This is a genomic window from Elusimicrobiota bacterium (assembly GCA_041658405.1).
Lineage (GTDB): Bacteria > Elusimicrobiota > UBA5214 > JBBAAG01 > JBBAAG01 > JBBAAG01.
Window position 1 is genome coordinate 1 of sequence record JBBAAG010000075.1, and the last position, 14,721, is coordinate 14,721.

Below are 14,721 nucleotides of genomic sequence, written 5' to 3' on the forward strand. Positions count from 1 at the left end.
TCCTTAGGGTATTTATTATACCCGGTTTTTGTTTTTCGCGCCACAGGGGGTACCCCCTGTGATGGTACTAGTTCCTTAATAGTTAATTAGGTACCTAACTTGAGGTCACTATCGCTGAGAAATTGGGCAAGAATATGGAAAAGAGAGCTAAGAACGTAGTTAGCACAGATACTGTTAAGTTAATTAGTGACTTAAAGGATAATGGTATTAATATTGATATTTCAGAAGGGATATTTTTTCTACAAATTGATTATGATTTTGTGTATAAACAATTTGCCGAATACTTGCCAGAAAGAAGAACTGTATTTCTTAAACAAAGAGCATTGGAAATACAACAGGGATTTATGGAAGATGCAGGAGTCATAATCCCTTGGGATAATTTAAGGAAAAGATTGATTTTTTGGGAAGATTATGTTAATTCATTTCCCAATACTGAATACAAAGATCATGTTTTAGAATTGATGAAAGTATATTTTACAGTTTATTTAAGGGGTTCAGATAATTCTGAGACATTCAGCATTGATTATTCTAACAAAATAAATGATGGTGTACTAAAAGATACAGTCAGGCAAAGTTACGAAAACTTTATCAAGGAAAACAGATACTCAAAATACTATGGATTAATAACAGATTACTATCATTATCTCCAAATTAGCCATTTTAAAATAAATCACAAGTTTATAAATAATTTTTTCAAATTATATAAGTTGGAATAATAACGGGAATGATCTATCCCCAAAAAAAGTATACCAATTCCGCTCCCTAAACCAGGTTCTGATGGAATCCAATCCTTTTCACAAGAAGTATACACTGTTATCTCAGAAATAATGAAAAACAAGCTGAATCTCGGATTAGAACCTAATTGTTGTTATTGGCGGGATAAAGTTGGAAGCGAGATTGATTGTATTGTATATTGATAAGTGAACTAACTCAACCCCGTCCCCCGGGGCCCCCGGTTACTTCGTTATTATCACAAAATAAGTATTGTCCAGCTCTTTGGTAAACCGTACGGTTTGTATAAGGTTTTCGCGTTTAGGAAATGTTGATTCAATAATAATCATGCCGGGCTTTTCTTTTTTTGTTTTATCCAAACACTCATCCACAGTGGTAGAACTCAAAACGGTATATCCCTGAGCCCCAAAAATATCTGTTATATTCGCAGTAACCTCAGAATCTTCGCTTACCACCATAATTTTTTTCGCCGCGACCCCGCGGGTTAATAAAAGCTCAACTTCTTTTATCAAGTCGTTCGTGTTCAACGGTTTAGTAAGATATTTATCCACGCCAATACGGTATCCTTTTTCTTTATCCTCAATAATCGAAAGTATAATCACCGGTATCCCCATGGTTTCCGGATCTTTTTTCAGCGTTACCGCAACGTCAAATCCGTTGATTCCCGGCATTTTAATATCGAGTATCACAAGCCCGGGCCGGCACTTCATAATTTGTTCAATTGCTTCTTCCCCATTCGAGGCTTCAAACACGGTATACTCTTTTTCTTCGAGCATCTGACGTATGAGGTTCCGCATCGCTGCCTCGTCGTCTACAACCAAGATGTTGCGTTTACTGTTTTCAAACGAGGACATCACCGTTGCCATTTTGGTTTTCAGGTCATCAAACTTTATGTTTAGTTCCTTTTTCATAGCTACATCACTATTTTCTGATAAACCCGCAATATTATCAGGCTGGAACGCTATAGGCAGCGTAAAAATAAACGAACTTCCTTTTCCCGGCACGCTTTCCACCCAGATATCGCCTTTGTGATGCGTAACAATTTGTTTGCATATCGACAACCCCAACCCGGTACCTTTCGGTTTTTTCACTAAAGTATCGCTGCTTATTTGTTTAAACTTATCGAACACAACTTCCTGGTCTGTTTTGGCAATACCAATCCCTGTGTCGTTAACGCTTACCTTAACAAACCTTCTGTCATCAGTGATTTGCGATTTAACAGTTACATCCCCGGCCTCGGTAAATTTTACCGCGTTGGAAATCAGGTTTATCACTACTTGAATTAACCTGTCCCGGTCCGCAGTAACGGTTGGAAGATCGTCCGCCAGTACTTTCACTAGCTTGACATTCCGGTTTTCAAACAACGACATCGTCGCCGCAACTGCATGGTCAATTATAGGGTTTATCTCCAGCTTTTCCATTTTCCATTCCATTTTGCCCGATTCCATTTTCGCAAGGTCCAGGATGTCGTTGATCAACACGGTCAGCCGTTCGCTTTCAAACACGATGATATCCACGTTTTCGCCTATCTGCCGTACGGTCTTTTCTATTTTCTCGGTTTTCTGGGTTATCGCCGGGAATACAATGTCGTTTAACCGTTTTTTAATAATTTTTGCAAAACCCATCACGGACGTTAACGGCGTGCGAAGTTCATGCGATACCGTTGAAAGAAACGAGGATTTCATGGCGTCCAGCTGTTTTAGTTCGTTGTACGCAGTTTCCAGCTCTTTGGTCCGTTCAGTTACCATAATATCGAGGTTAACAATGTTTTTCTGCAGGTTATCAACCATGCCGTTAAACGACCTCGCAAGCATGCCAAGCTCGTCATTACCTTTAACGCTGCTTCTGACAGTTAAATCGCCGTACTTAACTTTCTCCGCAGTATCCGACAACTCGCGTATGGGTTTGATAAGGTTGTTAACAAAAATCAGTCCCAGTATCAACGATAACGCGATGAACACAATAAATATTACGCCTATGCTGTTTATAAGATTTACAGAACCCTGTTTTAACTCGTCTTCATATACCGACGACGCGATGTACCAGTCAAACTTCTTGAAATATCTCACCCACGACTTTTTGTAGTACTTATATTCGCTCGGATGTTCAGGCTTGTCCCAGCGGTAATACAAATAACTGTCTGTTTTATCCGCAATTTCTTTCAACTCATCAAGTATCGGGCGTTTAGTATCAGGGTTCTGGAGGTAGCTAACATTTGTACCGTCAATATTTTTGTTGGGATGGCTCACGAGAAACTTGTCGCTGGTAAAAATGTATATATACCCGGTCTTCGCAATCCTTATTTTTGCCAGTTGTTTCCTGAGGTTGTCAACTTCATTGGTTTTCTTTTTCTGCAAATCGTTTTCGATATCGTCAATATAAACCCCGGTGCCAATAACCCAGTTCCAGTCCTTCAGATGTGTCGCATACGACATTTTTTTTACAGGCTTACTTTCCCCAAGCCGGCGCCAGTAGTAGTAATGATAAACCTCGCCATGTTTTCGCGCACCTTCTACCATTGGGGGAACAATGAATATGCCATAAATATCTTTTATCTTAGAAAAATCTGTATTATGCAGTTTCGGGTCGGGGTGCGAGATTAATACGGAATTGTAGTCGGATATCCACAGGTAATCGTTGTTCCCGTACTTGAACCACCGCATGTTTTCAAGAATATTCTTGCGCGCATCGTCCCGGCTCAGCTTTCCAGTTTTCACCTGGTTTTCAATATTGCCAATATATGATATACCGAGCTCCACAATGTTTCTTAGCTCGCGTTTCCTGCTTTCCATCAATGCTTTTTCTTCGGATTCAAGATCTAACGACACTTTTTCAACCAGATTGTAAACGTTTTCAAGTATGGTTTTTGCCGAGTTTTCTTCGATCTCACCGACTTTTCTGTTTATCAACGGCAACGAAATCACGTACATTGAGTATGCGAAGATAGATACCAGCAGTAATATTATGGAAAACGCTTTTAAAAACAGTTTTGATTTAAACATTTGGTTTCCCTACTTGATCCCAAACACTTTTTTCGCTTCGTGAACCATAGCATCCGGGTCAAACGGTTTGGTCATATAAACATCTGCACCGGATTCAATGCCTTTTATTCTATCAAACTCCTGCCCTTTTGCGGTTAACATCACTATATACACCCCGGCAAGCTTAAGTTTATTCTTAACTATGTCACAGACTTCGAACCCGTTCATCTCGGGCATCATAACGTCGAGGATAACCATGTCCGGCAGTTCTTTTTGTATGATTTCAAGCGCTTCACGCCCGTTATCCGCTTGTAGTACAACCAACCCTTCGACGTAAGCCTCCAAATCCTCAAGCGTTTGTTCTAACAATATACGTATATGCGCTTCATCGTCTACGATAAGAATCTTTTTTCCCACTCAGTAAATACCTCTTTTCTTTTAGTATATTACTTCAAACACTTCCACGGGTTTGTTTTTCCCTTTAACACTGGTTCCGCCGAGTTCTTTAAACTCAAACACGTTTTTTGCCGCGTCATACGTATTCCGGCTGACAAGAATCTGGCTGCCTTTTGCAAGCGTCTGCAGCCGTGACGCGATGTTAACCTCGTCGCCTATCGCTGTGTAATCAGTATGATGGGTAGACCCGATATTGCCCACCACCATGTGTCCGGAATTAATACCGATCCCGGTATGAAAATTGTCTTTTATCCAAAGGGTTTTCATTGTTTTTATACACTGCTGCATCTGAATTGCGGATTCAATCGCAACAATCTCATGGTTCTCAACCTCCGCTGGCGCGCCGAACAGCGCTACTATCATGTCGCCGACAAACTTGTTTAACGTACCGTTATTTTTAAATATTATTTCTACCAGCGAAGAAAAGTATTCGTTTAAATACTTCACGATTTGTTCTGGTTCAAGCATTTCACACGCGCCGGTAAAGTTACGGATATCAGAAAACATGACCGTGATCCTTTTTTTCCCCGGAGCAAGGCCAATATTATCGGTATCCCGCATTATTGCTTCTACCACCTGAGGCGCTACATAACGTTCCAGATGTAACCGTTCTTTTTCCTGTTTTATCTTGTTTTCGTACAACATCGCGTTTTCAATAAACGCTGCGGCTTGCAGTGCAAGCGTGGTTAACAGTTTGAGGTCGCCGGAGGTGTATTGCCCCGGGTTTTTGTTGCTGACATTAATAACGCCAAGCACTTTGTCTTTATTTTTTAGCGGCGCGCAAATAAGTGCCTGTATTTCCCGGCCTTTAACAAACCTGGGGTCTATCGACACGTTATTTATAATCTCCGCTTTTTTTGTTTGAAACACCTGCCCGGCAATCCCGTCCCCGGGTTTAAAAATAAATTTTTTGTTGAACTCAAACCCCGTCGCGGCTATTACTTCGAGGTTGCCCGACTCTTTGTTGAACAGCATTACCGACGCGCTGGTGGCGTTAATAATTTTCAACGCTTCTTCAATTACAAGTTTCGAGATTTGGAGTATATCAAGGCACTCAGTGGCTTTTTCCGAAAATGTGTATAACAGGTTAATTTCTTTGTACCGCTCCAGCGTTTCCTGGACGATCAACCGTTTTTCCGCTTCTTTTATCAAAATAGACTGCATCAACGGCGCAAACGTAGCGACCGTTTCATCGCCTTTTAAGAAACCGATTATTGTATTGTTATGTTTTAACTCGCAGGTTGTGTTGTACCCGGCATCTTGCGTACCAGCCAATAACATATTGTTTTTATCGTATATTGTTACTGTTTTGCCCAGGTTGGCATAGTTTGTTATTAACGCAGTTATTTCTTTACTACGCACAAGCTTTTTTAACTGAATATCAGGCATAAATGTTTAATCCTATAAAACACCACAACATTTTCTATATTAACAACATTAATAATATAAAATTGTTAGGCAGATGTAAATTCTGAGAGATAGCAAAATCCATTAACATGTAGAGATAAATCATGTGCCGTTTGGGATATACCGCCATTAAACACATATTCTTCATCTATGAGGCTCATTAACTCTAAATTATATGCAGTTTCTGGACGGGCAGTGTAATACAGGGATGACCGCGGGATCGCCAGCCGTTTTCGACCTGCAGCTGCCCTACCTGTTGGTACAGTTTTTTATCAGATATACGGTCATAAAGCTTCATTTTATGCATATCGTATAACTTAGAATAAAATAGTAAAATATATAAGTATTTAATAGTAATTGAAAGATATTGTTATGAAAAAAAATTATGATGTAATAGTGATAGGCGGCGGGACCGCAGGAGTAATTGCTGCAATACAAGCAGGCCGCGCTGGGGTTTCAACCTTACTAATTGAAAAAAATGGTATCCTCGGCGGTACAATAGTTGTGGGCAGTATAAATTTGGTATCCAGCTTCCATGCCTATCAGAAAAAGGTTATCGCAGGTATCGGCTGGGAATTATGCGCAGCTGCGATGAAGGTTGAAGGCAAAGAAATTGATGATAACCGTAATAAACACTTACATAAAAGTATCAGCGCATATGCTGTTAACCCAGCGTTGTACGCTGCGATAGCGGATGAGATGGTAGTCAACGCAGGGGTTGATATTCTTTTTCATGCGATGCCGGCAATTGTGAAGAAAAACGGTGATAACTGGAACCTGACAATCTGCACAAAAAACGGGCTTCAGGAAGTTAACACCAAGGTGTTAATAGACTGTACCGGCGACGCTAATGTAGTGCAGTTAGCGGGATATGAAGTTATACGGAATAAGGAATTGATGGCGGGTACTTTAGTGGTAAAAACCTGTGGGTATGACGCAAAAACGTTGGACTATACTGCGTTACAAGCTGCGTTTGATTCAGAAGTTGCTGCCGGGACAATGAAGCTTAGCGACCCTGGCTGGCTTAATGGCAGTATAAAATATTTCCTGAATTCCTATGGTGGTAATCGTATACATGTAACCAATATTGACGCTGCTACCAGTGAAGGTAAAACCGTTGCTGAGCTTGAAGGACGGCGCGTAATGATGCGGTTATACCGGTTCTGCCGTAAACAGCCTGGCTTGGAAAACTTTAATATCAGTTACTGTGCTACAGAATGCGGTATCCGTGAAACTGTTACAATAAAAGCTAAAAAATATATAACAGTTCATGATTACTTAACCGGGCGGTTATTTGACGATGCGGTATGCTATTCATTTTATCCAATAGACCTGCACAATGACCACTCGCTTGAGTATCAGATGATAGGCGAGGGGATTTATCCTACAATACCATTAGGAGCTATGCTACCTACAGGAAGTGAGGGTATCATTGTTGCCGGTAGATGTGTTTCCGGTGACCAACGCGCAAATTCCGCTTTCCGTGTTGAATCGTCCTGTATGGCAATGGGCCAGGCTGCGGGTGCAGTCGCTGCGTTAGCGGTTAAACAAAATAAGAGTATTACATCCATTCCAATGAAGGATATCCATGCGTTATTACAGCTGTATGGCGCAATCGTTCCGGGTTCTAAAGACTAAAGGGAATTTTGTACAAAAGTGATATATTGATTTAAAAAGGTAAAATATCTTTATGAAAAATTCAGAAAATAGTAAAGCTCGAATGTTTCCGCGGGAACGCGCAATAGCAGCACTTGAACTTCGCCAACCGGATAAAGTACCGCATTTTGAACTTGAAATGCAGCTTACTACCGAGTATTTCGGGAAACAGTTTTCTACAAAGCAGGAATGGGTTACTCATCCGGAGAACAAAAAGGAGTACCTCAAACATGATGCTGAGTTACTGATAGAAACCGCTGACCGGTTTGATTACTGCATAATATTTTATTCCGGAATCTACCGACCTACAGCAGAGGACTATATCGAAGGGGTGAAGATACTTAAAGAACTCGATAACAACCAGCGTCTAATAATGGCGCATGGCGACCCTACGATGGGTATCCCGGGGGGTAAAGATATTGAAGATTATGCGGTACGGTTATTTGAAGAGAAAGATAAAATTCTGGATGACTATTCCAGGAAAGTTGATACTGCATTGATACGCGGGAAACGGTTGATGGATGCCGGGCTTGACGGGTTTATCCTGTGTGCGGATTATTGTTTGAATACCGGCCCGTTTTTGTCACCATCAATGTTCGGGGAGTACATCACACCGTTTCTCACAAAGGTTGTCATGGGCTACCGCCAGATGGGTGCGTATGTTATTAAACATACCGACGGGAATATTATGCCGGTGATTGACCAAATTCTTAGCGCAAAACCGCATGGCCTGCATTCACTTGACCCGATGGCCGGGGTGGATATACAAAAAGTTAAGTCACTGTACGGAAAACAGGTGTGTCTTGTGGGTAATGTCAACTGTGCGTTGATGCAGACCGGGACAGAAGACGAAATTCTTTCTTCATGCAAATACGCGATGGAAAACGGTAAGCCAGGAGGGGGATACATTTATTCTACGAGTAACGTTGTGTTTAAAGGAATGCCAAAACGCAGTTATGACCTTATGTTAGATTATTACCAAAAAAACTGTCAATATTGAAGAAAACTTACTTAATTCGTATTATCCAAACAACTGTCATTGCTGTTACCTGGACATTCCTTGATACACGTGAAGTTCCATATAAAGGACCGGAGCCGGTCTCTGCATCCGTAGCAGATAAATATGCGCAGCCATAATAGGTTGAAGCATCAAGGGCAAAATGGTATTTCGTTCCGTTATCTCCTATTGACGTTGAACTGTTTGTTGTACCCGAAGTCAATCCCCCACGAAGATACATACCCCTTCCTCCGGAATACACCTGTGTATTTAAATTTGGGACTGTTGTACCGTCATAAGGCGATTCCGGGTCAGATATAACTTGGCCATTACATTCCGCCCATCCGGCAGGAAGTGCCGGGGTACCGGTCTTGGATTTGTGCCACGCTGTTATAGAGCCAATCGGGACAATTCCAAACCCGGCAATTGCGCCGGCTACGTCAAGTTTGGCGGTTGGGGTTGAAATTCCGATACCCACATTCCCGCTGCCTGCAAGCGCGTAAATAGTTCCGTTGTCTATTGATATATTATCGTCGATTGTTGTGTCAGTATGGTTATGGCTGTCATTATTGACGGTAGTAGCGTCGTACGTTCCATTAACCGCTCCGCTGAATGTTGTGGCTTGCAAGAGGTCGGTGTACGTATACCCGCCGAGTTTCTCGCTGTTTCCCGCTGAGAAAGAGTATGGAACAGTGTTAAACCGTTGCCGCGGGCTAAGGACATCGGTTCCAGTTTGTATCTCAAGAAACAGGTTGTCATTAACAAAAAGATTGGGGTTTAGTGCAGTATAACTTCCCAGTACAACGTTGAACATACCATTTACAATAGGTGTATTACTATGAGTTTCAGTCCATACCATACTCCCGCCGGTTTTCGCGTCATAAATCGTGAAAATCATGTCAAACGTACCTGTGAGCGGCTGCGCAGCGGTATCCAAAAGCCGTCCTTGAAAATTTACTTGCCCGGGTACGCTATGGCATAGTGATACAGAAAATATGAGAGAAGTAAGGACTTGAAAAAAAGTGTAGCGTTTCAGCATATAACATTATCCTCCATAAAATATATTCAACCTTTAATCTTGTTACGCATACATTTTAATACGCTTGTACGTATTTCAGACGCTACCGGCGGGCAGCCTTTAACAAAAACGTGGCCATCCCGGAATTTCATTGTGCAGTTACCGATAAGGATGGTATCCTTTGGCAAGTTGCCAATATTTTTTCCGATTGCCAGGCGTAAGGGCTTCTCCGCGGTGTAGTAGTCCGCAAATTCGGAATAATACCGTTTCAAAAACATAAGTACCGTAGATAAACACGCACTGCAGGAATCGCGGTCATCAACTTTTACGTTGAGGTATTCAACTGAGATTTTTGATGGCGGGCGTTTATATGGTGTTACCCAGTTAAGATAATTATCCGGATCTACAGTTACTCCGCTGCCGTCAAGGTCAAACCCTTCTGAAGAATTAATAGATATCCTGAGGTGATGTACTTCCGCAGGGTTTATACCCATCAACTGTACTGCCACCCAGTCTGCTGCGAGGCAGTTTAATGACGCAATCACGAGCCCGGAGTTTATAGGTTCACCCGCACTGGGGCCTAACCCTTCCTGTCCGTAGGTACCGTCAATAACTGTGAGATTGGGCAACAGTATTTTTGATATATCCACAATCGCATAGTCCAACGGTTTTGCGGGGGGGACGATGATGTCATTTGGAGGTAATTGATGTAACTTAACCTTTTCTTTGCCATACAAACACCCCTTCATATTCTTTAGCCCAAGCGATACCTGTGTATGCATATGAGTTTTCATGACAGGTACAGAGATTATAAAGTCAAAATCCAAAACATCTGAGCAGATACGGAGTTTATTTATAACTTTACCGTTAGGAATACTTTTTTCTACCCACTTATGCGCATCAAGGTCGGCAAGCATAACACTGCGTTCACGTGCAACTGCTGCAATACCGCAGGATTCCATAGCGTCCAGAGGTTTAACCCCTACGATAGAACTTTCCCCAACAGTGATGCTGGTAACCCCGTTTTCAAGAAGGTGGTCAATTATTGCGGCAATAACAATTGGGTGAGTGGTAACACCTTTCCCAGCTTCTGCGATACGGCCGGCGTTTGGTTTTACCAAAACTTTCTTTCCGCGTAATGCCGTGAAGTCATACCCGAGATTTGACATAACCTCACGGGTGACTGCGTATCCGTCTGTCCCTTTACGTACAACGACTTTGTTTATGCTCATAAAATAGTATTTTATCAAATAATTTGGGGTGTAATACTTTCAATCTGCCCGTCTTTGAACTTAAGAACGCGTTTTGCGTGTTCTGCAACTGTCATATCATGTGTTACCAGTATGACAGTAATTCCCTGAGAGTTAAGTTGTCCGAAGATTGACATAATATCCTTCCCTGACCGCGAGTCTAGGTTGCCTGTAGGTTCATCCGCAAGAATGATCTTGGGTTCATTAACCATAGCGCGTGCGATTGCTACCCGTTGCTGCTGTCCCCCTGAAAGCTCGGTAGGTTTATGGTGAATACGTTCACCTAACCCCACGAGTTCCAACGCAGAACGTGCTCTCTCTTTCCTATCCTTAATTCTGCCGTAGAGAAGAGGGAGTTCAACATTCTCAAGCGCGCTTGCGCGGGGGAGTAACTGAAAAGACTGGAATACAAAACCTATTTTTTTATTTCTCATCCGTGAAAGCTCGGTGTCGTCATACTTATCAACCGGCGTGTTCTCAAATAAGTATGATCCTTTTGACGGTTTATCCAAACATCCCAGGATATGCAGGCAGGTAGACTTCCCGGAACCTGATGGGCCGGTTAACGCAACATACTCACCTGCATTTATGACAAACGATACGTTGTTTAATGCAACAATTTCAATTTTTGATAACCGGTACGTACGTGAAACATTGCGGAATTCTATCATGTTATTCATATCTTAACGCTTCCACAGGGTCAAGATTAGCTGCTTTATCCGCGGGGTATAAACCAAAAACTATTCCTATCGTAACAGAAACAACAAATGAAATTATGATGATGTTTATAGACACTGCAGTTGCCCAGCCGGAGTATAAAGATATTATTTGCACAGCAATCAAGCCCAGAAGTATGCCTATGACACCTCCTAACCCGCTGAGGACTGAGGTTTCAACCAAAAATTGTTGGATAATATCCGTCTTTGTTGCGCCCATAGCGCGCCGGATGCCAATTTCGCGTGTGCGTTCCGTAACTGTTGCAAGCATGATGTTCATCACGCCAATACCGCCGACCAGTAACGATATCCCGGCAATACAGCCGAGGACAATATTAAATATTGCTTGTGTCTCCTGGCTTTGGCGTAACAGTTCCCTTGGGACAATAATTTCGTAGTCCTCAACATTATGATGAAGTTTATCGAGGATGGTTTTGATAACCGCGACTTCTGAGAGGACATGTTTATCGTCATTAACCTGTACCGTGATTTCTGTTATACGGTCAGTGTCGGAGAGTTTAACAACTTTTTTCATTAACGTTGTCAGCGGGACATAAAGGTCTTTACTTATATCACGTACCTGGATAGTTGAAAGTTTGGTTTTATCGGTCTTACCGCTGCCGGTATCCGCAGTTTCCCTGTTGTCAAGTACGCCGATGACTTCAAAAGAACGGTTCGCAAAGTTTACCTTTTCCCCTAAACAAGGTTTTAACCCAAAAAGTTCGGCCTTCAACTTTGCACCAAGGATGCATACCTGATTATAATTCTCGAGGTCAATATTACTAAAATTCCGTCCTTGCTTAAGTGTAAGGTTCATTACGGGAAAGTATTCGGGTTCTACACCGAGTACCCGCGTACCAAGTTTTTTTTTGGGAAACGTGATATTGGACTTAACTTCCTTGACAGAAGAAATGTATTTTATGTTCGGACAGTTTTGTTTGAGTACAGACTTATCAATTGTGCTTAAACCAAGGGAGTAAGTAATCTGTGTTTGTTCTTCATCAATATTAACAGTTTTAAGTGAACGTATATTGATGTTGTTTAAGCCAAGAAGTTGTATTCTCTGCATGACTTCGCGTTTTGCGCCTTCACTAATTGACATCATTGAGATAACCGCGGAGATACCAAAAATTATGCCGAGTAAAGTTAGGATAGAGCGCAGTTTTTGTACTTTCAACTGCCGGAGGCTGAGCTTTATTATTTCAAACAGGTTCATACAACGTTAATTTTCTGTTGTGGCGGGGTTGGATAACGCAACTTTCTCGCCTTCTTTTATACCGTCAAGAATGACTATATTGTCGTTGTTACTATCACCGGTGACTACGGTACGTTTGATGAACTGTGTACCGGAAGATACCTGGCAGTAATACTGCCCTGATTCGTCTTCAAACACGGCATTTATAGGGACGTATACAACCTGGGATAAACGGTTCGTAATGATATCAATCCCTGCGGTCATCCCGGGTTTTAGGATAGTATTTGTCCCGTCAATAATTATCTGTACTTCAACAATTTTTGTGCCCGTAGTGAACACACTGTCTTTGACAAGGTTCTCGCATCTGGTTACTTTCCCGTAAAAACGCTGGTCAGGATAAGCGTCAATACGGATAACACAGTCATCGTTAATTTGTATTTTTGAGAGGTCAACTTCGTTTACTTCCGCAATAACCGACATCTTGGATAAATCAGGGATTGACATTATAGCCTGCCCGCGCCATACCGTATCGCCGGGTTTGACTTTTTCTGTTCGTGTACCGGAAACACGTACTTCTTCGTATACAACCAACCCTTCCGCCGGGGCGTATACATCAGTCTGTGTGAGGTCTTTCTTTAATTGTTCATTATTGCGTTTAGCGTCACGCATTTGCGGGCTGCCGGTAGTTTTGTATTGCGTATAGTACCGTTTTGCAAGGTCGTAATCAATGGTTGCTTCTTTTACAGATTGTTTTGCCCATTTTAGGTCGGCTGAGGATTTATTGCCATTCATTACTTCCGGGATTACTGCGCGAAGTTTTTCCCGTGCTTCCTGTAATTTCAGGTAGGATTGTGTTACTTGTTTATCAGCATCTTTTAAACGTTTATCTTCATTAATAAATTCCTGTTCCAGTCGGTAATTATCGTCACTTAACCTGGTCTCAAGATCAACTTTATCAAACTGCGCAATGAGGTCGTCATTTTTGACATATGCGCCTTCTGTGATAAGAAATGTAATTTTACCGCCGCGGTTGGGGGGGTATATTGGGATTGATTTTAAAGGTTTGACTATACCTTTTACTTGCAATTTAATAGTGATGTTGCCGCGTTGCGCTTCAGCGAGTGTGATGTTTGATTCTTTAGGTTTTGAGTTAAATATCTTTTTTTTGTTTCCATAAAATATACCGCCGAATATGGCGAGTATCAGTATCGCAAGTATCAGCCAGTAACGTTTTTTCATAGTACTTCTTATATTTTCCTACTTCAATTTATAGGGTTCAAGTTTTGACGGAGGAAATTCAACGGTTGCGTTCTCTTCAGTAACAATTTTCGGGGTTAGAAGAATACGTACTTCAGTTATAACTTTCTCATACTGTGTTCTCCCGAATAAATGACCAAACCACGGGATATCTATGAGTAACGGTATACCTACCAATGTTTTACGCAGTTCTTCTTTCATCAACCCGCCAAGGACGGCGGTATATTTATCTTTAAGATGGATATTAGTTACAGCTTTTCTCGTTCCTATCTCGGGATAGCCGCGTTGAGTGAGTTTACCTACAGTACTTACTTCCGCGTTGATATCAAGGTCTACCTCGTCATTGACGTATATCGTCGGTGTTACAGTAAGTTTTATACCGACATCCACAAACTGAACGGTATATAGTATAGATCCGCCGGTACCGCCACTGGCGACTTCGTAAGGTATACGATCACCGATGTGAATCTGCGCAAGTTGGCGGTTGCTGATCATAATTTTTGGTGTTGCCAAAATTTTGATATCCGTCTTCAACCCTTTGGCTGTGATGTTGCCAAAAAGGATGTTCCCTATACTGTTGGAATTAACAGTGTTTGGGGGAAGTATTGACTGGAGGTTTATCGACCAGTTGGTTATTTCCACACCGATATCCAATGACCTTGTACGGCTGATCTCCAGGATTTGCAGTTCAATAACTACTTGGCGTTTGGGTAGGTCGCTGATCTCAACAAGTTTTTTTGCTTCACTTATATTTTGCTGATTATCATAAATTTCTAACGCATTCAATTCTTCATGCGCATAGACTGTGATATCAGGGATCATTATTTGCAGCATTACCGCCATATCTTTTGCTTTAACGTAATTAAGATGGAGTATAGTTTTACTTTTAGCGTCATTATTTACCGCTAAACTGCCTGTAAGGTCGGTCTTTGCTGCGGATTCTACCATCTGGCGCATCTCGCGCATACGCGCACCACGATCACGCTGCTCACCGCCTTGCGCAGTGCCGGTACTGTTACGGGGTAATGAATAATTACTATCACCTTGCGTACCGTG

At 41.8% G+C, this 14,721-nt stretch carries 12 protein-coding genes; 3 read left to right on the forward strand and 9 right to left on the reverse strand.

Annotation, left to right across the window (positions count from 1 at the left end; translation table 11 throughout):
- Positions 1-134: 134 nt before the first annotated feature.
- The gene (locus WC955_11030; GenBank protein ID MFA5859581.1) at positions 135-716 is read left to right on the forward strand and encodes a hypothetical protein; all 582 of its coding nucleotides are present in this window, start codon (positions 135-137) and stop codon (positions 714-716) included.
- A 240-nt stretch (positions 717-956) separates the two neighbouring features.
- Here the strand turns inward: WC955_11030 and WC955_11035 are convergent, their stop codons facing one another.
- The 3 genes from WC955_11035 to WC955_11045 are packed head-to-tail and all read right to left on the reverse strand — an operon-like array spanning position 957 to position 5,558.
- Positions 957-3,734: a cache domain-containing protein gene (locus WC955_11035; GenBank protein ID MFA5859582.1), complete on the reverse strand. Its 2,778-nt coding sequence runs from the start codon at positions 3,732-3,734 to the stop codon at positions 957-959.
- A 9-nt stretch (positions 3,735-3,743) separates the two neighbouring features.
- Positions 3,744-4,130, reverse strand: a complete 387-nt coding sequence (locus WC955_11040; protein MFA5859583.1) for a response regulator — start codon at positions 4,128-4,130, stop codon at positions 3,744-3,746.
- Positions 4,131-4,151: 21 nt separating this feature from the next.
- Positions 4,152-5,558, reverse strand: a complete 1,407-nt coding sequence (locus WC955_11045; GenBank protein ID MFA5859584.1) for an adenylate/guanylate cyclase domain-containing protein — start codon at positions 5,556-5,558, stop codon at positions 4,152-4,154.
- A 390-nt stretch (positions 5,559-5,948) separates the two neighbouring features.
- Here WC955_11045 and WC955_11050 point away from each other — a divergent pair, with 390 nt between their 5' ends.
- Both WC955_11050 and WC955_11055 read left to right on the forward strand, forming a co-directional pair.
- Positions 5,949-7,214, forward strand: a complete 1,266-nt coding sequence (locus tag WC955_11050) for an FAD-dependent oxidoreductase (protein MFA5859585.1) — start codon at positions 5,949-5,951, stop codon at positions 7,212-7,214.
- A 52-nt stretch (positions 7,215-7,266) separates the two neighbouring features.
- The gene (locus tag WC955_11055) at positions 7,267-8,232 is read left to right on the forward strand and encodes a uroporphyrinogen decarboxylase family protein (GenBank protein MFA5859586.1); all 966 of its coding nucleotides are present in this window, start codon (positions 7,267-7,269) and stop codon (positions 8,230-8,232) included.
- Positions 8,233-8,239: 7 nt separating this feature from the next.
- Here the strand turns inward: WC955_11055 and WC955_11060 are convergent, their stop codons facing one another.
- The 6 genes from WC955_11060 to WC955_11085 form a co-directional block, all read right to left on the reverse strand.
- Positions 8,240-9,268 carry a hypothetical protein gene (locus tag WC955_11060; protein MFA5859587.1) on the reverse strand — a complete coding sequence of 343 codons (1,029 nt, stop codon included), beginning with the start codon at positions 9,266-9,268 and terminating at the stop codon, positions 8,240-8,242.
- 26 nt (positions 9,269-9,294) lie between these two features.
- Positions 9,295-10,479 (reverse strand): DUF362 domain-containing protein, encoded by a 1,185-nt coding sequence (locus tag WC955_11065; protein ID MFA5859588.1) that lies wholly within the window; start codon positions 10,477-10,479, stop codon positions 9,295-9,297.
- 14 nt (positions 10,480-10,493) lie between these two features.
- The gene (locus WC955_11070) at positions 10,494-11,168 is read right to left on the reverse strand and encodes an ABC transporter ATP-binding protein (GenBank protein MFA5859589.1); all 675 of its coding nucleotides are present in this window, start codon (positions 11,166-11,168) and stop codon (positions 10,494-10,496) included.
- 1 nt (position 11,169) lies between these two features.
- On the reverse strand, positions 11,170-12,429 hold the full coding sequence (locus tag WC955_11075) for an ABC transporter permease (GenBank protein ID MFA5859590.1): 1,260 nt from the start codon (positions 12,427-12,429) through the stop codon (positions 11,170-11,172).
- Positions 12,430-12,435: 6 nt separating this feature from the next.
- Positions 12,436-13,647, reverse strand: coding sequence for an efflux RND transporter periplasmic adaptor subunit (locus WC955_11080; GenBank protein MFA5859591.1), 1,212 nt, complete (start codon positions 13,645-13,647; stop codon positions 12,436-12,438).
- A gap of 18 nt (positions 13,648-13,665) precedes the next feature.
- On the reverse strand, positions 13,666-14,721 hold a 1,056-nt coding region (locus WC955_11085; protein ID MFA5859592.1), incomplete at its 5' end, for a secretin N-terminal domain-containing protein.